The 22,554-nt window shown below is 52.3% G+C and carries 22 protein-coding genes and 2 tRNA genes; 7 read left to right on the top strand and 17 right to left on the bottom strand.

Annotated features, from left to right (window positions below; all coding sequences use genetic code 11):
- Positions 1–7: 7 nt before the first annotated feature.
- From nusA to WHR59_RS02670, 3 genes are all read right to left on the bottom strand, one after another.
- Positions 8–1,495 (bottom strand): transcription termination factor NusA, encoded by a 1,488-nt coding sequence (nusA, locus tag WHR59_RS02680; RefSeq protein ID WP_043017784.1) that lies wholly within the window; start codon positions 1,493–1,495, stop codon positions 8–10.
- A 28-nt stretch (positions 1,496–1,523) separates the two neighbouring features.
- Positions 1,524–1,976, bottom strand: a complete 453-nt coding sequence (gene rimP / locus WHR59_RS02675) for a ribosome maturation factor RimP (RefSeq protein ID WP_003024996.1) — start codon at positions 1,974–1,976, stop codon at positions 1,524–1,526.
- Between the two features lie 207 nt (positions 1,977–2,183).
- Positions 2,184–2,260 (bottom strand) — tRNA-Met (locus WHR59_RS02670).
- Between the two features lie 334 nt (positions 2,261–2,594).
- On the opposite strand from WHR59_RS02670, the gene argG reads away from it, so the two are divergent.
- The gene (argG, locus tag WHR59_RS02665; RefSeq protein WP_100193678.1) at positions 2,595–3,938 is read left to right on the top strand and encodes an argininosuccinate synthase; all 1,344 of its coding nucleotides are present in this window, start codon (positions 2,595–2,597) and stop codon (positions 3,936–3,938) included.
- A 196-nt stretch (positions 3,939–4,134) separates the two neighbouring features.
- Here the strand turns inward: argG and WHR59_RS02660 are convergent.
- From WHR59_RS02660 to WHR59_RS02650, 3 genes are all read right to left on the bottom strand, one after another.
- Positions 4,135–4,221, bottom strand: a tRNA-Leu gene (locus tag WHR59_RS02660).
- Between the two features lie 9 nt (positions 4,222–4,230).
- Positions 4,231–4,563 carry a preprotein translocase subunit SecG gene (secG, locus tag WHR59_RS02655; protein WP_003025000.1) on the bottom strand — a complete coding sequence of 111 codons (333 nt, stop codon included), beginning with the start codon at positions 4,561–4,563 and terminating at the stop codon, positions 4,231–4,233.
- Positions 4,564–4,730: 167 nt separating this feature from the next.
- Positions 4,731–5,624, bottom strand: coding sequence for a LysR family transcriptional regulator (locus WHR59_RS02650; protein WP_043017786.1), 894 nt, complete (start codon positions 5,622–5,624; stop codon positions 4,731–4,733).
- 148 nt (positions 5,625–5,772) lie between these two features.
- Between WHR59_RS02650 and iadA the strand changes: the two genes are divergently transcribed.
- Together iadA and dcuC are read left to right on the top strand one after the other, a co-directional pair.
- Positions 5,773–6,906 (top strand): beta-aspartyl-peptidase, encoded by a 1,134-nt coding sequence (iadA, locus tag WHR59_RS02645; RefSeq protein ID WP_043017787.1) that lies wholly within the window; start codon positions 5,773–5,775, stop codon positions 6,904–6,906.
- Between the two features lie 10 nt (positions 6,907–6,916).
- Positions 6,917–8,383 carry a C4-dicarboxylate transporter DcuC gene (gene dcuC, locus WHR59_RS02640; protein WP_338843556.1) on the top strand — a complete coding sequence of 489 codons (1,467 nt, stop codon included), beginning with the start codon at positions 6,917–6,919 and terminating at the stop codon, positions 8,381–8,383.
- Positions 8,384–8,428: 45 nt separating this feature from the next.
- Here the strand turns inward: dcuC and glmM are convergent, their stop codons facing one another.
- From glmM to rlmE, 4 genes are all read right to left on the bottom strand, one after another.
- Positions 8,429–9,766 (bottom strand): phosphoglucosamine mutase, encoded by a 1,338-nt coding sequence (gene glmM, locus WHR59_RS02635; RefSeq protein WP_043017789.1) that lies wholly within the window; start codon positions 9,764–9,766, stop codon positions 8,429–8,431.
- Positions 9,759–10,607 carry a dihydropteroate synthase gene (gene folP / locus WHR59_RS02630; RefSeq protein WP_005121305.1) on the bottom strand — a complete coding sequence of 283 codons (849 nt, stop codon included), beginning with the start codon at positions 10,605–10,607 and terminating at the stop codon, positions 9,759–9,761. The genes glmM and folP overlap by 8 nt, the downstream gene beginning before the upstream one ends.
- Positions 10,608–10,705: 98 nt before the next feature.
- A complete protein-coding gene (gene ftsH, locus WHR59_RS02625; protein WP_043017790.1) occupies positions 10,706–12,640 on the bottom strand; it encodes an ATP-dependent zinc metalloprotease FtsH in 1,935 nt (644 codons plus the stop codon).
- Between the two features lie 99 nt (positions 12,641–12,739).
- Positions 12,740–13,369, bottom strand: a complete 630-nt coding sequence (rlmE, locus tag WHR59_RS02620; RefSeq protein ID WP_003025015.1) for a 23S rRNA (uridine(2552)-2'-O)-methyltransferase RlmE — start codon at positions 13,367–13,369, stop codon at positions 12,740–12,742.
- Between the two features lie 125 nt (positions 13,370–13,494).
- On the opposite strand from rlmE, the gene yhbY reads away from it, so the two are divergent.
- Complete coding sequence (gene yhbY / locus WHR59_RS02615; RefSeq protein ID WP_003025016.1) at positions 13,495–13,788, top strand: ribosome assembly RNA-binding protein YhbY; 294 nt, start codon at positions 13,495–13,497, stop codon at positions 13,786–13,788.
- A 153-nt stretch (positions 13,789–13,941) separates the two neighbouring features.
- Here the strand turns inward: yhbY and greA are convergent, their stop codons facing one another.
- Complete coding sequence (gene greA, locus WHR59_RS02610) at positions 13,942–14,418, bottom strand: transcription elongation factor GreA (protein WP_016154674.1); 477 nt, start codon at positions 14,416–14,418, stop codon at positions 13,942–13,944.
- Positions 14,419–14,666: 248 nt separating this feature from the next.
- Here greA and dacB point away from each other — a divergent pair, with 248 nt between their 5' ends.
- Positions 14,667–16,100 carry a serine-type D-Ala-D-Ala carboxypeptidase gene (gene dacB, locus WHR59_RS02605; RefSeq protein WP_043017791.1) on the top strand — a complete coding sequence of 478 codons (1,434 nt, stop codon included), beginning with the start codon at positions 14,667–14,669 and terminating at the stop codon, positions 16,098–16,100.
- A gap of 105 nt (positions 16,101–16,205) precedes the next feature.
- Here dacB and cgtA read toward each other — a convergent pair whose 3' ends face one another.
- The 4 genes from cgtA to rplU form a co-directional block, all read right to left on the bottom strand.
- Positions 16,206–17,378 (bottom strand): Obg family GTPase CgtA, encoded by a 1,173-nt coding sequence (gene cgtA / locus WHR59_RS02600; RefSeq protein WP_043017792.1) that lies wholly within the window; start codon positions 17,376–17,378, stop codon positions 16,206–16,208.
- A 15-nt stretch (positions 17,379–17,393) separates the two neighbouring features.
- Positions 17,394–18,359: a DMT family transporter gene (locus WHR59_RS02595; protein ID WP_043017793.1), complete on the bottom strand. Its 966-nt coding sequence runs from the start codon at positions 18,357–18,359 to the stop codon at positions 17,394–17,396.
- 127 nt (positions 18,360–18,486) lie between these two features.
- Positions 18,487–18,744 carry a 50S ribosomal protein L27 gene (rpmA, locus tag WHR59_RS02590; protein WP_003025030.1) on the bottom strand — a complete coding sequence of 86 codons (258 nt, stop codon included), beginning with the start codon at positions 18,742–18,744 and terminating at the stop codon, positions 18,487–18,489.
- Positions 18,745–18,763: 19 nt separating this feature from the next.
- Complete coding sequence (gene rplU / locus WHR59_RS02585; RefSeq protein ID WP_042325074.1) at positions 18,764–19,075, bottom strand: 50S ribosomal protein L21; 312 nt, start codon at positions 19,073–19,075, stop codon at positions 18,764–18,766.
- A 258-nt stretch (positions 19,076–19,333) separates the two neighbouring features.
- Between rplU and ispB the strand changes: the two genes are divergently transcribed.
- Together ispB and sfsB are read left to right on the top strand one after the other, a co-directional pair.
- Positions 19,334–20,305 carry an octaprenyl diphosphate synthase gene (ispB, locus tag WHR59_RS02580; RefSeq protein ID WP_043017794.1) on the top strand — a complete coding sequence of 324 codons (972 nt, stop codon included), beginning with the start codon at positions 19,334–19,336 and terminating at the stop codon, positions 20,303–20,305.
- 221 nt (positions 20,306–20,526) lie between these two features.
- Complete coding sequence (gene sfsB / locus WHR59_RS02575) at positions 20,527–20,811, top strand: DNA-binding transcriptional regulator SfsB (protein ID WP_043017795.1); 285 nt, start codon at positions 20,527–20,529, stop codon at positions 20,809–20,811.
- Positions 20,812–20,870: 59 nt separating this feature from the next.
- Here sfsB and murA read toward each other — a convergent pair whose 3' ends face one another.
- Both murA and ibaG read right to left on the bottom strand, forming a co-directional pair.
- Positions 20,871–22,130 carry a UDP-N-acetylglucosamine 1-carboxyvinyltransferase gene (gene murA / locus WHR59_RS02570; RefSeq protein WP_003839949.1) on the bottom strand — a complete coding sequence of 420 codons (1,260 nt, stop codon included), beginning with the start codon at positions 22,128–22,130 and terminating at the stop codon, positions 20,871–20,873.
- A 53-nt stretch (positions 22,131–22,183) separates the two neighbouring features.
- The gene (ibaG, locus tag WHR59_RS02565; RefSeq protein ID WP_003025040.1) at positions 22,184–22,438 is read right to left on the bottom strand and encodes a BolA family iron metabolism protein IbaG; all 255 of its coding nucleotides are present in this window, start codon (positions 22,436–22,438) and stop codon (positions 22,184–22,186) included.
- Between the last annotated feature and the right edge of the window lie 116 nt (positions 22,439–22,554).

The raw sequence follows: 22,554 nt of genomic DNA, 5'->3' as shown, positions 1-22,554 counted from the left end.
CAGTTTATTACGCTTCGTCGCCGAACCAGCAAATATTACGGGCAGCCATAATCAGCTCACCGGCTTTTTCGTCGGTCAACCCTTCGATATCAGCCAGATCATCAATGCCCTGTTCAGCGAGATCTTCCAGCGTACAAACACCACGGGCAGCCAGTTTGAAGGCCATCTCACGATCCAATCCTTCCAGATTCAGCAGATCGTCAGCCGGTTTGTTATCACCGAGGCTTTCTTCCTGGGCCAGTGCCAGAGTGGTCAGTGCGTTTTTAGCACGCTCGCGCAGCGCTTCAACGGTCTGTTCATCCAGGCCGTCAATTTCCAGCAGCTCTTTCATTGGCACGTAGGCCAGTTCTTCCAGCGTCGCAAAACCTTCTTCAACCAGAACTGTCGCGAAATCTTCATCGATATCGAGATATTTGGTGAAAGTATCAATGGCTGCATGTGCTTCAGCCTGATGCTTCGCCTGCAGGTCATCAACGGTCATTACGTTGAGTTCCCAACCGCTCAGTTGTGAAGCCAGACGGACGTTCTGACCATTACGTCCAATCGCCTGAGCCAGGTTACCGGCTTCAACCGCGATATCCATGGTGTGTTTGTCTTCATCCACCACGATAGAAGCGACGTCTGCTGGCGCCATTGCATTAATCACGAACTGCGCCGGGTTATCATCCCACAGGACGATATCGATACGCTCGCCGCCCAGTTCGGTAGAAACCGCCTGAACGCGCGCACCGCGCATACCCACACACGCGCCGACCGGATCAATACGCTTGTCGTTGGTCTTAACGGCGATTTTCGCACGCGATCCCGGATCGCGAGCAGCCGCTTTAATTTCGATCACTTCTTCGCCAATTTCCGGCACTTCGATGCGGAACAGCTCAACCAGCATTTCCGGTTTAGAACGGGTTACGAACAGCTGCGCACCGCGCGCTTCCGGGCGAACAGAATACAGAACGCCACGAATACGGTCGCCTGGACGGAAGTTTTCACGCGGCAGCATGTCTTCACGCAGGATCACGGCTTCAGCATTGCTGCCCAGATCCAGAGAGATGTTGTCGCGGTTTACTTTCTTCACCACACCGGTGACGATTTCACCTTCGTGTTCGCGGAACTGATCAACAACCATTGCGCGTTCAGCTTCACGTACTTTCTGTACGATAACCTGCTTCGCGGTCTGGGTGGTGATACGGTCGAAGGTGACAGATTCAATCTGATCTTCAACATATTCGCCCACGTTCAGGCTTTCGTCTTCGAAGCGTGCCGCTTCCAGGGTAATTTCTTTGGTCGGCTGAGTAACTTCTTCTACGATTACCCAACGACGGAAGGTATCGAAATCACCGCTTTTACGATCGATTTCTACGCGAACGTCGATCTCTTGCTCATATTTTTTCTTTGTTGCTGTAGCCAGCGCACTTTCCAGCGCTTCAAAAATTTTCTCGCGTGGCAGCGCTTTTTCGTTGGATACGGCTTCAACAACAGCCAAAATTTCTTTGTTCATCGCGGGCTTTTCACCTCAATCCAGACTGTTAAAAGTGGGGAACCAGGTTCGCCTTCTGGATATTACTCAGCGCGAACACTTCATCTTTGCCTTCGACTGTGACCGTGATCATCTCACCGTCCACCGCTTTGATAACGCCCTGCCATTTACGACGGTTTTGTACCGCCATACGAAGAACCAGCGTGACTTCTTCACCCAGGAAACGCACGTAGTGTTCAGCTGTGAACAGAGGACGGTCGAGACCCGGAGAGGAAACTTCCAGGTTATAGGCAACGGTGATTGGGTCTTCGACATCCATCACGGCGCTTACCTGATGGCTCACATCAGCACAATCATCAACATTGATGCCATCTTCACTATCAATATAGATGCGCAGTGTGGATGTGCGACCACGAATAAATTCGATGCCGACCAATTCGTAGCCCAGGGCTTCAACTGGCGCTGTAATCATCTCTGTTAATTTTTGCTCTAATGTGGACAAGCCCACCCCCAAGACATAAAAAAAGGGCCTAAAGCCCAGTTATTCTGTAGTCAGATAACAAAAAACCCCGATAAATCGGGGCTTTAGATAACTGAACCCTATAACCGCACCTGCGGTTCGGAGAACCTTCCGAAAGAATTTTTTTCAAATCCAGCTACGAAGGCCTAAGTCTTCACAGTATATTTGAAAAAGAACTCTAAGGGAAAGTGGTTGCGGGGGCCGGATTTGAACCGACGACCTTCGGGTTATGAGCCCGACGAGCTACCAGGCTGCTCCACCCCGCGCCTGAAACGTGGCAAATTTTACTCGTTTTGGGTAAAAAATGCAAATACTGCTGGGATTTGGTACCGAGGACGGGACGTAAAATCTGCGCACAGTATATTGATTCACTATGCGTTATGTCAACCTTGTTACGACTATGCAAATCAATGAATGCTGACCAGCGCTTGTTCAGCAAGATAAATGTGCCACCCACGCCGTTATTTAACGAAATTATCACTAAACTCTTCCTGTCATCCAGAAAAGATGATTAAATGAAAACTCATTTATTTTGCATAAAAATGCAATTAGCATAATAAGCCGACCTCTTCACCAGTCTATCAAGCAGGGTTTTATTTTATGACGACGATTCTCAAGCATCTCCCGGTAGGTCAACGTATTGGTATCGCTTTTTCCGGCGGCCTGGACACCAGTGCAGCACTGCTGTGGATGCGACAAAAAGGGGCTGTCCCATATGCATATACTGCGAATTTGGGCCAGCCGGATGAGGATGACTATGACGCCATTCCTCGCCGTGCAATGGAATATGGTGCTGAGAATGCTCGCCTGGTAGATTGCCGTAAGCAGCTGGTTGCCGAAGGGATCGCTGCCATTCAGTGCGGTGCATTCCACAATACCACCGGCGGGCTAACCTACTTCAATACCACCCCGTTGGGCCGTGCAGTCACCGGCACCATGCTGGTTGCCGCCATGAAAGAAGATGGCGTGAACATCTGGGGTGACGGTAGCACCTACAAAGGTAACGATATTGAACGTTTTTATCGTTACGGTCTGCTGACCAACGCCGAATTGCAGATTTACAAACCATGGCTGGATACCGATTTTATCGATGAACTCGGCGGTCGCCATGAGATGTCCGAATTTATGATTGCCTGTGGTTTCGACTACAAAATGTCCGTTGAGAAAGCGTACTCCACAGACTCCAATATGCTCGGCGCGACCCACGAAGCTAAAGACCTCGAGTTCCTGAACTCCAGCGTCAAAATCGTCAACCCGATTATGGGCGTGAAATTCTGGGATGAGAGCGTGAAGATCCCGGCAGAAGAAGTTACCGTGCGTTTTGAGCAGGGTCATCCGGTTGCGCTGAACGGTCAAACCTTCAGCGACGACGTTGAGATGATGCTGGAAGCCAACCGTATCGGCGGCCGCCACGGTTTGGGTATGAGCGATCAGATTGAAAACCGTATCATTGAAGCGAAGAGCCGTGGCATCTACGAAGCCCCGGGGATGGCATTGCTGCATATAGCCTATGAGCGTCTGCTGACCGGTATTCATAACGAAGACACCATCGAGCAGTATCACGCGCACGGTCGCCAGCTGGGTCGTCTGCTGTATCAGGGCCGTTGGTTCGACTCTCAGGCACTGATGCTGCGTGACGGTCTGCAGCGCTGGGTTGCCAGCCAGATCACCGGTGAAGTGACGCTGGAACTGCGTCGCGGTAATGACTACTCAATCCTCAACACCGTGTCTGACAATCTGACTTATAAACCAGAACGTCTGACGATGGAAAAAGGCGATTCCGTATTCTCTCCGGACGACCGTATCGGTCAGTTGACCATGCGTAATCTGGACATTACCGATACCCGCGAGAAGCTGTTCGGCTATGCGCAGTCTGGCCTGCTGACCGCCTCTTCCACAACCGGCCTGCCGCAGGTTGAGAATCTGGAAAATAAGTCGAAGTAAAGATTCGCCATCTTAAGGCCGCGAAAGCGGCCTTTTTTATGCGCGGAATATAAGGTGTCTGTAGGCCTGATAAGCGTAGTGCCATCAGGCGTTGTAATAATGTCGGATGGCGGCGTTAACGCCTTATCCGACCTACAGGATAGCCACAAATACAGACGAAAAAAAAGACGCTTTTCAGCGTCTTTTTTTTGGAATTTGGTACCGAGGATGGGACTCGAACCCACAAGCCCGTTAGGGCACTACCACCTCAAGGTAGCGTGTCTACCAATTCCACCACCTCGGTACAGAATACTTAGCGTGGGATATCGCTGGTCGGCTGAGCCGGAGCAGCTGGCTGAGTTTGCTCGGTTTTCGCCGGTGCGCTCAGATTTTCCCACTCACTTCCTTTATTGGTCTTGTTGCTGTTCATGTTACCCAGCACCAGACTGATGATGAAGAACAAGGTTCCCAATACAGCTGTCATACGGGTCATGAAGTTACCAGAACCACTTGAACCAAACAGAGTACCAGAAGCGCCTGCGCCAAAAGAGGCTCCCATATCAGCGCCTTTGCCTTGCTGCAGCATGATCAAGCCTACCAGGCCAATTGCCACAATAAGGAAAACTACTAAAAGAGCTTCGTGCATAATCAACCTGTTCCTTGCGGAGTTGCCGCGTACAATGCTTCGACCATTAAAGCGGGAATATTTACTGTTTCCCACTGAAGCGGGTGTGAATACTAACCAAAGCGAATAACCTTCGCAAGGGCAATTTGTTAGCATTGTATCAACTGCGGAAAAAATCGCCATATCAATCAAAAACGCAGCAACTTCTCCCAGCATCTCTGCATAACGGCGCGTTGATCTTCAAGATTCGCCCATACCACAACGGGGATTTCACAAATCAGGTCTGTGTTTTCTGGCCAGCAATGAATAATTTGCTGGTTCACCAGCTCTTCCGCCACCATCGATTCGGGTAACCACGCCATTCCCATATGGCGCAGCACCATTTCTCGTATCGTTTCGCTTAAACCACTCTCAAACACTTTTTTCAGACGCGGGCGGACGCGTTGTTCTGCCGTCTCAATAATGCGTCTGACAAAGGTGTAGTCGCTGTAGCATAGCCACGGAATCGGCGCATGCGGATCGGTAAGCGCATCAGCCAGTTGGGCAGAAATAACCGGTATAAATCGCTCATACCGCCATAGTGAACGTTTCAACCCTCCGGCTATCTCCAACCCCGGCTGCGCAGAGGGTAAATCGTAGGTCACCAACAGATCGATTTGCCGGTCTATCAGGGCGTTAAAGTGGTTGTCTATCCCCTGAATACTGGCATTTACCGTAAAATTTAGCTGCGGTTCACTTTGTCGCAGATAGCTGATCATATCCGGCAGGATATTCACCGACAGTGTATGCAGGCTGACCATCACCAGCGTGTTATCCGTTGCTGGCGTCATCGCCGATAATTCGTGGCGCGCCTCTGTTAACGTACTGAGGACGTGTCGGGCATAGGGTTCAAAGCGTTCACCATAGCGCGTCAGCGTAACGGGAGTCGTGGTCCTGTCAAACAGCGGCACCCCCAGCACCTCTTCCAGCGCCTTTATACGCCGACTGAGTGCTGGTTGAGTAATATGCCGCTGCGCCGCCGCCAGGGAGTAGTTTCCATGCTGGCTCAATGCCAGAAAGTCCTCCAGCCACTTACAATCCACGTTGAATTCTCCACCATGCCATAACCGCATCCTCCAATAACAAATCGGTAATAGTCATAATTATAGTAATGGCTTTATGGTGACCATCATAACAACAATATTCCGTTTCACCTGCCGACTCTCACCCTCGACGTTTGACAGGACCGATATGTTTACTTTATTGACCAATGCCCGTGTTTTTTCTCCTGAGGATTTAGGCCTCTGCTCCCTGCTCATTCATGCCGACCGAATTGTGGCGGTAGAAAAAGATATTTCTCTGTTTGATGGCGTCGACGAGGTCATCGATTGTCGGGGCAAATGGGTTATACCAGGCATCATCGATCAACATGTGCATCTTACCGGTGGCGGTGGCGAAGCCGGGTTTGCCAGCCGAACGCCAGCCGTCAAGCTGCGCGATCTGATTCAGGCAGGCATTACCACCGTTGTCGGCGTATTAGGCACCGATGCCATCTCTCGTTCGCCCAAAGATCTTTACGCCAAAATGCAGTCTCTCAATCTTGAGGGATTGCGCGCGTTTATGCATACGGGAGCCTACGCCGTTCCCAGCCCAACCATTACGCGATCCATCCGCGATGATATGGCCTTCATTCCGGCGATCCTTGGCGTAAAAATAGCCCTCGCCGATCACCGTGGTTCTTACCCCTCTTTCCAGGAATTGCTGCGAATAGTCAGCGATATCCGCGTGTCTTCCCTGCTGGCAGGGAAAAAAGGGTTGCTGCATGTCCACCTGGGGAATCTACCGGAAGGGATGTCACCGCTTTTTGAGCTGTGTGATGCAGGCATTCCGATCCACCACATTTCACCGACCCACGTTGCGAGAACAGAGTCCTTGTTCGAACAGGCAATTGCTTTCGCTCATCGTGGGGGCCATATCGACGTTACGTCTGGTGGTAGTCGCTTTATGCCTCAGGAGCAGGCGATCCTCCACGCCCTGGAAGCCCAGGTTCCGGCCGATCGCATCACGATAAGCTCTGATGGTAATGGCAGCGTTCCGCGCTTTAACGCTCAGGGGATTGTGGAAGGCCTAAGCGCGGCGCCGGTCGCAGGTAACCTTAATCTGCTTCCTCGCCTGATTGATGTTGGTATTCCGGTGCCACAGGCAATTGCGATGTTGACGGCAAACGTGGCGCGCTCGTTGGGTATTTCCGGCGGCGTGCTCTGCGCCGGGGAACGTGCCGATATCTGTGTACTCAATGATGACCTCTCGCTGGCCCATCTGTTTGCTGCGGGTAAGCCGTTGCTGCGAGATGGCGAATGCCTGGTTACCGGCAACTTCGAGTAAGGGGGCCAAAATGTCATTATTACTGGCGCTACTCGCCATCATTTTTGCCGGACGTCTGATCCTCAAAAAATATCACCCCCAATCGGTACTGTTATTGACCGGGATTGTGCTGTTGCTTATCGCACATTTTAGCGGGATGACCTCACTCAGTGGCCTGGTGAAAAAGAGCACCGGATTTGGCCCTTTTGACGTCTTTGAGTTTATTCGCGATACCCTGAGCGTGCGTCTCGGCGGCCTCGGACTGCACATTATGCTGATTGGTGGTTTCGCCACGTATATGTCGGCCATTGGCGCAAGCCAGGTGCTGGTTCGGGTGACGTCTCGCCCTTTACAACGCCTGAACTCACCGTATCTACTGCTGGGGCTGGCGCTGTTGCTGGGGCAATTCCTGTCGCTGTTTATCAGCAGCGCCACCGGGTTAGGTCTGCTGTTGATGGCGACGCTGTACCCGCTGCTAACCCGCCTTGGCTGTAGCCGTGCCGCCGTTGCCGCCGTTATCGCCAGCACCTGTGCGGTTGAATTCGGCCCGGGTTCTGGTAACTCGGTTCTCGCCGCTAAAACCGCAGGTATCGAGGTGGTGAACTATTTCGTGCAGGATCAATTGCCGATCGTCGTGCCCGTCATTCTGTTCATCGCCCTGCTGCATATTGTTGTGCAACGCTTTTTCGACCGTCGGGAAAGTGGTGACAATGTGGCTCAGCAGATGCAGACATTAACGTCTACCGATGAAGCCGACGCACCTATCGCCTGGCTGTTTTTACCCATGCTGCCGCTGGTGTTGATGCTGGTGTGCAGTGATTTAGTATTCAGTTCGCTCAAGATTACGCTGGATACCGCCGTACTGATAAGCCTTGCCATTACCCTGGTATGTGAATACTGCCGTCATCGTAAGGCGCGCGAGGTGATGGCTGGCGTACAAAAAGTCTTCGACAGCATGGGTAGCGTTTTTGCTACCGTCGTGACGTTGATTATCGCCGGTGAAGTCTTTTCAGCCGGACTGAAAGCCATTGGCGCCGTTGACGCGCTGCTGTCGCTTTCCGGTGAATTTGGCCTCAGCGCCGCCTCGATTATCTTGCTGATGACGCTTATCACCTTCGCAATTTCAGCGCTGATGGGCTCCGGGAACGCGGCCTTTTTCTCCTTCGCCCCAATGGTGCCGGACATCAGTCGTCATATCGGAAGCGATATCGCAGTCATGATGCTGCCTATCCAAATCTCGGCGGGTATTGGTCGTACGTTATCGCCCATTGCCGGCGTCATCATTGCTATCGCGGGAATTGCAGGCGTTTCGCCTGTGGATATTGTTAAGCGCACCGCGATTCCGATGCTGGGCGGTTGGTTACTGATGATTGCGCTGACCTTTGCCCGGTCTGGGCATCTGCTGGCGGTTCTGCCGTGGCTGGCAGTCCTTGTACTACTGATGGTCGGCGGTTACGTCTGGCAGCGCCGACGTAAACAGCCGCTTGCCGTACAGTAAAAAAAAGCCGGAGTCTCAGACTCCGGCTTTCACTGTCTAAGGTGATTACACCGCTTTCACGGCATCGGCAATACGGTGAGCGAATTCAGTCACCTGCGCTTCATCTTCACCTTCAACCATCACGCGAATTAACGGTTCGGTACCAGACTTACGCAGCAGAACGCGTCCACGGTTACCCAGCGCCGCTTCAACCTCAGCCATCACCGCCTTCACGTTTTCATGTTCCAGCGGATCGCCGCTACCTGCGGTATAACGTACGTTAACCAACAGCTGTGGGAACATTTTCATGCCGCTGCACAGGTCGTGCAAACTCATATGGTTACGCACCATCGCCGCCAGTACCTGCAGACCTGCCACGATGCCGTCACCGGTGGTGGTTTTGTCCAGCAGGATCACATGACCTGAGTTTTCAGCACCGATACGCCAGCCTTTTTCCTGCATTTTTTCCAGTACGTAGCGGTCGCCGACTTTCGCACGGGCAAACGGAATACCCAGCTGTTTCAACGCCAGTTCGAGGCCCATGTTGCTCATCAACGTGCCTACCGCGCCACCGCGCAGCTGCCCCTGACGCAGGGCTTCACGGGCGATGATGTACATGATCTGATCGCCATCGACCTTATTGCCTTCGTGGTCAACCATAATGACGCGGTCGCCGTCGCCGTCCAGCGCAATACCCAGATCGGCTTTTTCTGCGATCACGCGGGCCTGCAGGGCACGGACGTCTGTGGCGCCGACTTCTTCATTGATGTTCACACCGTTTGGCTCACAGCCAATGGCAATCACGTTTGCGCCCAGCTCACGCAGTACATTTGGCGCAATGTGGTAGGTCGCGCCGTTAGCACAATCCACTACGATTTTAAGCTCGCTCAGGCTTAACTCATTCGGGAAAGTGCCTTTGCAAAACTCGATATAGCGACCGGCAGCATCAACGATACGGGTAGCCTTACCCAGTTCCGCCGAGTCCACGCAGGTAATCGCTTTTTCCATTTCGGCTTCGATAGCTTCTTCAACCGCATCAGGCAGTTTGGTCCCGTCGATGGAGAAGAATTTAATCCCATTGTCATAGTACGGGTTGTGCGAGGCGGAGATAACAATCCCAGCTTCAGCGCGGAAGGCGCGCGTCAGATACGCAACGGCGGGTGTTGGCATTGGGCCCGTAAAAGAAGCCGACAATCCGGCGGCAGCCAGACCCGCTTCCAGCGCGGACTCCAGCATATAGCCGGAAATACGCGTATCTTTACCAATAATAATTTTACGTGAACCATGACGTGCCAGCACTTTACCTGCCGCCCAACCCAGCTTGAGCACAAAATCAGGGGTAATTGGGGCGTCGCCTACGCGACCACGGATCCCATCAGTGCCAAAATATTTACGATTACTCATAGCGTTTATTTTCCTTTGCAGACAATGTGGCTTCCACCACACGCATCGCTTCTACGGTTTCTTTGACGTCATGGACACGAACGATCTGCGCCCCCTGCATTGCGGCAATGACCGCACACGCAAGGCTACCGCTCAGGCGTTCGGATGGCCCCACATTCAGCAACTGACCAACCATTGATTTTCGTGACATCCCAACCAACAGCGGCAGATTAAAATGATGAAACTCAGCCAGGCGTGCCAGTAATGTATAGTTGTGAGTGAGATTTTTACCGAATCCGAATCCCGGGTCGAGCAACAATTTATCTTTTGTGATTCCGGCCCGCTCGCAGCGTGCTATTTGCTCAACAAAGTAACGATTTACCTCAGCGAACACATCCTCGTACTTTGGCGCTTCCTGCATGGTTTTCGGCTGCCCCTGCATATGCATCAGACAAACCGGCAGTCCAGTTTCTGCTGCAGCCTCCAGCGCCCCAGGCTCCGAGAGTGAGCGAATGTCATTAATGATATGTGCGCCGACTCTCGCGCATTCGCGAATCACTTCTGGTTTTGAGGTATCGACCGAAATCCACACTTCAAAGCGCTGAGCAATCGCCTCCACCACCGGGATCACTCGCTGCAACTCTTCTTCCACGCTCACATCGGCCGCGCCTGGGCGCGTGGATTCACCACCCACATCAATGATAGTTGCCCCGGCGTTAATCATCAGGTTTGCGTGTTTTACCGCCTCAACCAGAGAGTTGTGCGCCCCGCCATCGGAAAAAGAGTCTGGCGTAACGTTCAAAATCCCCATGACGTGTGGATGGCTGAGATCCAGTGAAGAACCCTGAGCAAAGAGTTTCATAGTTTTATCCCTGGTAAAGTCTTGAATATGCAGATAAGAAAAACCCCGGAGCAAGCCCCAGGGTTTTCAATTAGAACACGGTCATCATCAACGATAACTTATTTGTCGCCCAGTTGCTCTGACATGGTGCCAGAGTCCGGCGCACGCGGTTCATCAACCGGACGCGGCGCGCTCGGCTTGCCGGTGCTGCCAGAGTTGTTGTTAGAAGAACCCGGTTCTTCCCAACCCGCTGGTGGACGCACGTCGCGGCGAGCCATCAGATCGTCAATCTGCGGCGCATCGATGGTCTCATATTTCATGAGCGCATCTTTCATCGAGTGCAGAATGTCCATGTTTTCGTTCAGCAGACGACGTGCACGGTCATAGTTACGCTCAATCAGCAGTTTAACTTCCTGATCAATAATGCGAGCCGTTTCGTCGGACATATGTTTAGCTTTCGCCACAGAACGTCCCAGGAACACTTCGCCTTCTTCTTCAGCGTACAGCAACGGACCGAGTTTCTCGGAGAAGCCCCACTGAGTAACCATGTTGCGCGCCAGGTTAGTCGCGACTTTAATGTCATTCGACGCACCGGTAGAAACATGTTCAACACCGTAGATGATCTCTTCAGCCAGACGACCGCCGTACAGCGTGGAGATCTGACTTTCCAGTTTCTGACGGCTGGCGCTGATTGCGTCGCCTTCAGGCAGGAAGAAGGTCACACCCAGCGCACGACCGCGTGGGATAATCGTCACTTTATGCACCGGATCGTGTTCCGGCACCAGGCGACCGATAATCGCGTGGCCTGCTTCGTGGTACGCGGTAGATTCTTTCTGCGCTTCCGTCATCACCATGGAGCGACGTTCCGCACCCATCATGATTTTGTCTTTCGCCTTCTCAAACTCAACCATCGATACCACGCGCTTGTTGCCGCGAGCAGCAAACAGCGCCGCTTCGTTCACCAGGTTCGCGAGATCCGCACCGGAGAAGCCAGGCGTACCACGTGCAATGATTGCCGCATCGATATCCGGAGACAGCGGTACGCGACGCATATGCACTTTCAGGATCTGTTCACGACCGCGAACGTCCGGCAGGCCAACCACAACCTGGCGGTCGAAACGGCCTGGACGCAACAGCGCAGGGTCAAGAACGTCCGGACGGTTAGTTGCTGCGATAACGATAATACCTTCGTTACCTTCAAAGCCGTCCATCTCAACCAGCATCTGGTTCAGCGTTTGCTCACGTTCATCGTGACCACCACCCAGACCAGCGCCACGCTGGCGGCCTACGGCATCGATTTCATCGATGAAGATGATGCACGGTGCCGCTTTCTTGGCTTGTTCGAACATGTCACGCACACGAGATGCACCAACACCTACGAACATTTCCACGAAATCAGAACCGGAAATTGTGAAGAAAGGAACCTTCGCTTCACCTGCAATAGCTTTCGCCAACAGGGTTTTACCCGTACCCGGAGGACCGACCATCAGGACGCCTTTCGGGATTTTACCGCCCAGCTTCTGGAAACGGCTCGGTTCGCGAAGATACTCAACCAGTTCAGCAACTTCTTCTTTTGCTTCGTCGCAACCGGCGACGTCAGCAAAAGTGGTTTTGATCTGATCTTCCGTCAGCATGCGCGCTTTGCTCTTACCGAACGACATGGCACCTTTGCCACCACCGCCCTGCATTTGACGCATGAAGAAGATCCAGACACCAATCAGCAGCAGCATTGGGAACCAGGAAATGAAGATAGAAGCCAGCAGGCTCGGCTCTTCAGGCGGCTCGCCAACAACCTTGACGTTTTTGGTCAGCAGGTTATCAAGCAGCTTCGGATCGTTAACCGGAATGTAGGTCGTGTAACGGTTACTATCTTTCTTGGTAACGTTAATCTCACGTCCGTTGATCTTCGCTTCACGAACCTGGTCCTGATTGACCTCTTGCAGGAAGGTAGAGTAATCAACCTTACGGCCATTAGACTCGCTGGGCCCAAAGCTCTGGAATACTGACATCAGCACAACGGCAATGACCAGCCAGAGAATTAGGTTTTTCGCCATGTCACTCAAGGGATTAACCTCATATTACAACTGTGTTAAAAACAGCGTCAGGATACTCTATATCCAGTTTCTTTCAAACTTTCGTTTGAAATCTACCGGTTATGGTTTACGCCCGGTCGCTACAATATACACTTCACGCGAACGGGCGCGGGAAGAGTCCGGCTTACGAACTTTGACCTTCGTAAACAGGGAGCGAATCTCTCTTAGATACTCATCGAAGCCTTCGCCCTGGAACACCTTCACTACAAAACTACCACCTGGCGCTAATACATCACGAGCCATTCCAAGCGCCAGCTCTACCAGATACATGGCCCGGGGAATATCCACCGCCGGTGTTCCACACATATTTGGCGCCATATCAGACATGACAACTTGTACTTTACTGTCACCTACGCGCTCAAGTAACGCTTTCAGGACTAATTCATCACGAAAGTCGCCCTGAAGGAAGTCCACACCAACGATTGGATCCATAGGTAAAAGATCGCAAGCGATAATGCGGCCAGTGTTGCCGATCTGCGTAACCGCATATTGCGACCAACCACCGGGTGCAGCACCGAGATCAACAATCGTCATCCCCGGTTTAAAAATTTTGTCACTTTGCTGTATTTCATCAAGTTTAAACCAGGCACGGGAACGTAACCCCTTTTTCTGCGCCTGTTGAACATATTTATCGCTAAAGTGTTCCTGAAGCCAGCGACTCGAGCTGGCAGAACGCTTTTTACCTGTCATTTCACATTCCCAAAGGGCAGTTCATCGTAACCAATGGTGTAAATTTCTACACAGCTATTTGGTGATATATGGGAGATGGCGGTAGAATGACCCGTTTTCAATCCCAACGTAAGCAAAAATATACGATGAATCTGAGTACTAAACAAAAACAGCACCTGAAAGGTCTGGCACATCCGCTCAAGCCTGTAGTTATGCTTGGCAATAATGGTTTGACCGAAGGGGTACTGGCCGAGATTGAACAAGCGTTAGAGCACCATGAACTTATCAAGGTGAAAATCGCCTCGGAAGATCGCGATACTAAAACCTTGATCGTGGAAGCTATCGTACGCGAAACCGGCGCCTGTAATGTACAGGTCATCGGCAAAACGCTGGTACTGTATCGCCCGACTAAAGAACGTAAAATCTCGCTGCCGCGCTAAGAATATCCCAAAGTTGCACACGAAGTTTGTGTAAAACGCGGGATTTTCCGCTAGCAGGAGAGCAAAATGCCACGCTCTCTTCGTTGATAAAAGGCCGCTATGCGGCCTTTTTCCTTTCTTTACAATGTATCAACATCTTAACCAAGATGCGAATTACAGGTATTCTACCTTCGTTACTTCATATTCCACTTCGCCGCCCGGCGTTTTAATAACCACCACATCATCTTGCTCTTTACCGATCAGGCCACGAGCGATAGGCGAATTCACCGAAATCAGGTTCTGTTTAAAATCGGCTTCATCATCACCGACAATACGCCAGGTCTGCTCTTCGTCGTTATCGAGATTCAGCACGGTCACCGTCGCGCCGAAAACTACACGACCATTGTTTGGCATTTTAGTGACGTCGATAACCTGCGCGTTGGACAGTTTAGCTTCAATATCTTTAATGCGTCCTTCGCAGAAACCCTGCTGTTCGCGCGCCGCGTGGTACTCCGCATTTTCTTTCAGGTCACCATGCTCGCGCGCATCTGCGATAGCGGCAATAATTTCAGGACGGCGCACAGATTTCAGAAAATCCAGCTCTTCGCGCAGTTTTTCAGCACCACGTAAGGTCATCGGGATAGCTTGCATTTGTTATACCTCTTGAACATTCCTGTAGGGGGTGGTTGCTCTCACCCCGGCTGCTAAGCCCACTCTGGCATACGCCATGCCAGAGTCAGAAGCAAAAAAATACCGACCCGGGGCTCAGGGTCCCAGGTCAGCTACAATTCTCTATTTGATGATCATTTTACCCTGGAGTTCCCTATGGGTCATCGTTTACTTTTTGGGGCGTTGCGCCGTAGTATGACGGCCTGTTTCCAGGTTGTTAGCGCGAGATTATGCGATTTTCCAGATTTACCATCGGATTGACTGCCAGTATAGCGTTCAGCGTTCAGGCTGCGAACGTCGACGAGTATATCAATCAGCTCCCTGCCGGGGCCAACCTCGCCCTTATGGTACAGAAGGTTGGCGCACCTGCACCCGCTATTGATTTTCATAGCCAGCAGATGGCGCTGCCGGCCAGTACCCAGAAAGTGATCACCGCGCTGGCGGCATTGATTCAGCTCGGGCCTGACTTTCGTTTTACCACCACGCTTGAGACTAAAGGCAACGTGGAAGGCGGAGTATTGAAAGGTGACTTAGTGGCGCGATTTGGTGCCGATCCGACGCTAAAACGCCAGGATATTCGCAATATGGTGGCGACCCTGAAAAAATCAGGCGTGACGCAAATTGCCGGAAATGTTCTGATCGACACCTCTATTTTTGCCAGTCATGATAAAGCGCCAGGTTGGCCCTGGAACGACATGACGCAGTGTTTTAGCGCACCGCCCGCAGCGGCCATTGTCGATCGTAACTGTTTCTCAGTGTCACTTTACAGCGCGCAAAAACCCAACGATCTCGCTTTTATCCGCGTGGCCTCTTACTACCCGGTCACCATGTTCAGCCAGGTGCGTACTCTCGCGCGTGGCTCTGCCGAAGCGCAATATTGTGAACTGGATGTGGTTCCCGGCGATCTCAACCGCTATACGCTGACCGGATGCCTGCCCCAACGTGCCGAACCCCTGCCGCTGGCGTTCGCCATTCAGGATGGCGCCAGCTATGCCGGAGCGATTATTAAAGATGAGCTAAAACAAGCAGGTATAACTTACAGCGGTACTCTGCTGCGCCAGACGCTGGTGAACGAGCCGGGAACCATAGTCGCCAGTAAGCAGTCGGCACCGCTGCATGATCTGCTTAAGATTATGCTGAAAAAATCGGACAATATGATTGCCGATACCGTTTTCCGTATGATTGGCCATGCGCGATTTAACGTGCCAGGCACATGGCGAGCAGGTTCTGATGCTGTGCGCCAGATTTTGCGTCAGCAGGCAGGCGTTGATATCGGCAACACCATTATTGCCGACGGTTCTGGTCTCTCCCGCCATAACCTGATTGCCCCTGCGACCATGATGCAGGTGCTGCAATACATCGCTCAGCACGATAACGAGCTGAACTTTATCACTATGCTGCCGCTGGCGGGCCACGACGGCTCCCTGCAATACCGTGCGGGTCTGCATCAGGCTGGTGTGGATGGCAAAGTATCGGCGAAGACAGGCTCGCTGCAGGGGGTCTATAACCTTGCTGGCTTCATCACCACGGCAAGCGGCCAACGCATGGCATTTGTGCAGTATTTGTCTGGTTATGCGGTAGAGCCGGCTGACCAGCGTAATCGCCGTATTCCTCTGGTACGCTTCGAGAGCCGGTTGTACAAGGATATTTATCAGAACAATTAGATGGGGTGTTTGATTGCCGGATGGCGGCACTAACGTGCCTTATCCGGCCTACAGAGAGACCAGGAAACAACAACCCCGGCAACATGGCCGGGGTTTTTAATGCGATTAACGCTTGTAGATGAACTCAACGCCTTCGTCGTCTTCTTCATCCCAATCGTCATCCCAGTCATCTTCCGCTTCGTCTTCGACTTCAGCGAGCTGCTGGCGGTGATAATCATCCCACATAAACTCAACTTTCTCAGGCTGCTTCGCTTCTTCAGCCTGAACAATCGGGTTCTCGATGATAAAGGTCATCACATCCCAGCAGAGATCTTTCACGCCCAACTGGCTGGCGGCGGAAATCAGGTAATATTTACCTTCCCAACCCAACGCTTCGGCGATCGCTTTCGCTTTCTCTTCCGCTTCAGCCTTGTCCAGCAAATCAATTTTGTTGAACACTAACCAGCGCGGTTTAGATGCCAGATCCTGACTGTATTTTTCCAGTTCGCCAATAATGATACGGGCGTTTTCTACCGGATCGGAACCGTCAATCGGATCGATATCAATGAGGTGCAGCAGCACGCGGCAGCGTTCCAGGTGTTTCAGGAAGCGGATACCCAGGCCTGCGCCTTCAGCTGCGCCTTCAATCAGTCCCGGAATGTCGGCAACAACGAAGCTCTTTTCGTTGTCCATACGCACCACACCCAGGCTCGGTACCAGAGTGGTAAACGGATAATCAGCGACTTTCGGCTTCGCCGCGGACACTGCACGAATAAAGGTCGATTTACCGGCGTTTGGCATGCCCAGCATACCCACGTCCGCCAGCAGCATCAGCTCCAGCATCAGATCGCGCTTATCGCCCGGCGTACCCATCGTTTTCTGACGCGGAGTACGGTTGACCGAGGATTTGAAACGGGTGTTACCCAGACCGTGCCAGCCGCCTTTAGCGACCATCAGACGCTGACCGTGCTTGGTCATGTCGCCCATGGTTTCGCCCGTGCCCTGATCGATAACACGCGTACCGACAGGCACTTTAATCGTGACGTCTTTACCACGCTTGCCGGTGCAATCACGGCTTGCGCCATTCTGACCACGTTCCGCACGGAATGATTTTTCAAAACGGTAATCGATCAGCGTGTTCAGGTTTTCGTCGGCTTCCAGCCAAACGTCACCACCATCACCACCGTCACCACCGTCCGGACCGCCTTTTGGGATGTACTTTTCACGGCGGAAGCTGACGCAACCATTACCGCCATCACCTGCAACGACCAGAATCGATGCTTCATCAACAAACTTCATTTTACTCTCCGTAAATCATTCGCCTGAGCGGGGTTGCGAAACCACCGTTTCATGCTTACGTAAACCGCCCCAAATTCGATGACCAATGGCGGAATACATCGCGCCCGCAACCACGATAAACGCACCGAGATAACCTAATAGGTTTAGCATCGGTCTGGCGAAGAAATCGGGCCAGGCCAGTGATAATAAATCTGAAAATAACAACGTAAACAGCGGTGTGAGCGTGATAATGGCGCTCACCTGCGCCGCCTGCCAACGCGCCATCGCTTCCGCGAGAGCGCCATATCCTACCAGCGTATTCAGGCCGCAGAATACCAGGCATGCCAACTGCCAGTCGCTGAGCTGCGTGATGACACCGGGTTTTGCCAGCGGCAACAACGCAATCGTACATAAAGTGTACAGTAAAAACAGGATCTGCGGTGATGCCAGTCGGCGCAATAACACCTTTTGCGCGACCCCATAGCTCACCCAGACCATCGCCGCACCAACACCAAAGATAACGCCCCAGGTGTAATCGGTGAGTCGGGTAAAAATTTCGATCAGACTGGTATTAAAAAACAGGACCAGACCGCTCAGAAGCATAACGGCGCCAATAACCTGCGTGCCGCGCATCTTTTCTTTCAGGATAAAGACGCTGGCTACCATCATACCAACCGGTGACAGCTGACCGATAACCTGCGAAGCCGTTGGGCTCAAGTATTGCAAGGATGAACTAAACAGAATGAAGTTACCGAACAGCCCACCGGTAGCGATAGCCAACAGTATCAACCAACGCGCTTTGCGAAAAATACGCAACGGAGGGAGCTTTTTTTTAACCGCAAGAATAGCGCCAAGGCCAATACTTGCCATTAAAAAACGGTAGAACACCACGGTAGGAGGCTCCATCACCTCCAGCACTTGCTTCATTGCTATTGGCAAAGCGCCCCAACATACTGCCGTTGTGAGTGCTAACAGAATACCAATGCCTGCCTGCTGCTTCATGCCGTATTCCCTGCAAGGGCTCGTTTCCGGGTTGTCACGGCGCGACGAGCGTATTTACCGGCCGTCGAATGTAAAAAGCCCCGCAACGTGTTGCGGGGCTTTTATCCGTTACCGGGACGCGAAAAACTTATTCAGCAACGATGCTGATGAACTTACGGTTTTTCGGGCCTTTCACTTCAAATTTCACTTTACCGTCTGCTTTAGCAAACAGAGTGTGGTCTTTGCCGCAACCAACGTTGGAGCCAGCGTGGAATTTAGTACCACGTTGACGAACGATGATGCTACCAGCCAGAACTGTTTCACCGCCGAAGCGTTTTACGCCCAGACGTTTAGCTTCTGAATCGCGACCGTTACGAGTCGAGCCGCCAGCCTTTTTATGTGCCATTTAATCTGCTCCCCTTAACTTAAGCGCTGATGCCAGTGATTTTCACATCAGTGAACCACTGACGATGGCCCTGCTGCTTACGGTAGTGTTTACGACGACGAAACTTAACAATTTTAACTTTCTCGCCACGACCGTGAGCAACAACTTCAGCTTTGATAACGCCGCCATCAACGAAAGGAACGCCGATTTTGACTTCTTCACCGTTTGCGATCATCAGAACTTCAGCGAATTCAATAGATTCGCCAGTTGCGATGTCCAGCTTTTCCAGGCGAACGGTCTGACCTTCGCTTACTCGGTGTTGTTTACCACCACTTTGGAAAACCGCGTACATAAAAAACTCCGCTTCCGCGCACACCTTTTTGATGATTCAGAGTGCGCTATAAATATTCACAATAGGGCGCGAATATTACGCAAAACGCGAGCCTTTGACAAGTGCTACCGTCAATACATGAAGAAAAAAAACACAACATGTACGGTAACGTTTATCTACGGCGTTTTTTCAGTACAATCAGCATATATTTATAACCCTAAACCCGACGTTACCTTCTCATACAGTAAGGTAATCGGGGCGAGAAGCCCGGCTTTTGCGATGAATTTAGAAAAAATCAATGAGTTAACCGCGCAAGATATGGCGGGGGTCAATGCGACAATCCTTGAACAGCTCAATTCCGACGTTCAGTTGATCAATCAACTGGGGTACTACATCGTTAGCGGCGGCGGCAAACGCATTCGCCCAATGATCGCCGTACTCGCAGCGCGTGCCGTTGGTTACCAGGATAATGCGCACGTTACGATTGCGGCTCTCATCGAGTTTATCCACACCGCGACCCTGTTGCACGACGATGTTGTGGATGAGTCCGACATGCGCCGCGGGAAAGCCACGGCGAATGCAGCCTTTGGCAATGCGGCCAGCGTGCTGGTCGGCGATTTTATCTATACCCGCGCTTTTCAAATGATGACCAGCCTCGGTTCGCTGAAAGTACTGGAAGTCATGTCGAAAGCGGTCAACGTCATCGCCGAAGGTGAAGTCTTGCAGTTGATGAACGTCAACGATCCGGACATCACCGAAGAAAACTATATGCGCGTTATCTACAGTAAGACCGCGCGTTTGTTTGAAGCGGCGGCCCAATGTTCTGGCATTCTGGCAGGTTGCAGCGAAGAACAAGAGAAAGGGTTGCAGGATTATGGCCGTTATCTCGGTACCGCTTTCCAGTTAATTGACGATTTGCTGGATTACAGCGCTGATGGCGAGCAACTGGGTAAAAACGTCGGCGATGACCTCAACGAAGGTAAACCAACGCTGCCGCTGCTGCATGCCATGCGCCACGGCTCGCCGGAGCAAGCGCAAATGATCCGCCAGGCCATTGAGCAAGGTAATGGGCGTCACCTTCTGGAGCCAGTTCTGGATGCAATGAACGCCTGTGGTTCCCTGGAGTGGACTCGCCAACGTGCAGAAGAAGAGGCTGATAAGGCCATCGCTGCGCTGCAGGTGCTGCCTGATACGCCATGGCGAGAAGCGCTGATTGGTCTGGCGCATATCGCCGTACAGCGCGACCGTTAATTCCTTTCAGCGTCCTCCCTCATCCCGTGCTCTGCGCGGGATGTTCTTATAAGCTCTAATAACAACTTTCAAGTTCCCCACAAACAAGCCATAACCTTGGCATATTCTGAATATACTCACACTTTACGTGAACATTTTAGAACATTCGTTCTCCGGGCGTTATAGTGTCGCCACAACCTATCGTGGAACCGTACGTCGTTAACCAAAGGAGAGATGAGTGTATGGAAAGCAAGCTGATTGACTGGCATCCGGCCGATATCATCGCCGGACTGCGCAAGAAAGGGACCTCAATGGCCGCTGAATCGCGCAAAAATGGATTAAGTTCATCAACGCTGGCCAATGCGTTAACCCGACCATGGCCAAAAGGGGAATTGATTATCGCCCGGGCGCTGGGAACCGATCCCTGGGTGATTTGGCCGTCACGCTACCATGACGCAAAAACGCATGAATTCATCGACAGAACACGAATGATGCGAGGACGCAGAGAGAAACAGAGTTCTGAATGAACACCGATGAGGAGTAACCCCCAGCCGACAGAACTGGGGGTTACAAGCGATGTTGACGGTTACTCGCCTTTCACGCGCTCAATGTTTGCGCCCAGCGCGCGCAGTTTATCTTCGATGCGCTCATAGCCGCGATCGATGTGATAAATACGATCGACTACCGTCGTACCTTCAGCAATACACCCTGCCAGCACCAGGCTTGCGGATGCGCGCAGATCGGTCGCCATAACCTGTGCGCCAGAGAGCGTTTCCACACCGTGACAAATCACGGTATTGCTTTCGATTTCTGCATGAGCGCCCATACGGCTCAGCTCAGGCACATGCATAAAGCGGTTCTCAAACACGGTTTCCGTGATGAAGCCCGTCCCTTCTGCCACCAGGTTCAGCAGCGTGAACTGGGCCTGCATATCGGTCGGGAACGCCGGGTGCGGCGCAGTGCGCACATTGACCGCTTTCGGACGTTTGCCGTGCATGTCGAGGCTAATCCAGTCGTCGCCGACTTCGATATCCGCACCCGCATCACGCAGCTTCGCCAGAACGGCATCCAGCGTATCTGGCTGTGCATTACGGCAGATAATTTTACCGCGAGAAATTGCCGCTGCGACCAGGAAAGTACCGGTTTCGATACGGTCTGGCAGAACGCGATAGACACCGCCGCCGAGGCGCTCAACGCCTTCGATGGTAATACGATCGGTACCCTGCCCCGTGATTTTTGCGCCCAGCGCAATCAGGAAGTTCGCGGTATCCACGATCTCCGGCTCGCGCGCGGCGTTTTCGATGATGGTAGTGCCTTCGGCAAGCGTTGCTGCGCACATGATAGTGACCGTCGCGCCGACGCTCACTTTGTCCATGACGATATGCGCACCTTTCAGACGGCCATCAACGGACGCCTTCACATAGCCTTCTTCCAGCTTAATTGTCGCGCCTAACTGCTCCAGACCGGTAATGTGCAGGTCAACCGGACGCGCGCCAATGGTACAGCCGCCCGGCAGTGAAACCTGGCCCTGACCAAAGCGGGCAACCAGCGGCCCGAGCGCCCAGATGGACGCACGCATGGTTTTCACCAGATCGTACGGCGCACAGAAGACGTTCACGTCACGCGCATCAATGTGCACGGAACCATTACGCTCAACTTTCGCACCCAGCTGGCTCAGCAGCTTCATTGAGGTGTCAACGTCCTTCAGTTTCGGGACGTTTTGGATCTCTACAGGTTCTTCAGCCAGCAGCGCCGCGAAAAGGATCGGCAGTGCGGCATTTTTAGCGCCTGAAATTGTGACTTCGCCCTGGAGCTTGGTTGGCCCCTGAACACGAAATTTATCCATTATTCTGTTCTCTGTTAAGAATTTATCTTCGCTACCGGCACGTCACCCGTAGCTCAAAAACCGTTAAGTTTGCGATCGCGTGCCCATTCCGCTGGGGTAAACGCCTTAATCGACACGGCATGAATGCGGTTGTCCGCAATGTACTCCATCAACGGGCCATAGACCGATTGCTGCTTCTTGACCCGGCTCATGCCTTCAAACATCTCACCCACGGCAATAACCTGAAAGTGACTGCCGTCGCCAGAAACGTGGACTTCCTGGAGGGAGAGTGCATTCATCAGCACGCTCTGAATTTCATTATTTTCCATGGGATCTTCATTCGTCAGATAGTGAAAACAGCCCAACATCTTAGAGCAAAGTGGCGCTGTCATAAATAAGCAAAAAGCCCCGCTGATAAATCAGACAAGGCTTTAGTGGCAGATAC

It is taken from the genome of Citrobacter europaeus (genome assembly GCF_037482245.1).
Taxonomy (GTDB): Bacteria; Pseudomonadota; Gammaproteobacteria; order Enterobacterales; family Enterobacteriaceae; genus Citrobacter; species Citrobacter europaeus.
Note: the sequence above shows the minus strand (reverse complement) of the source record. Positions and strands in the feature narration are given on the sequence as shown.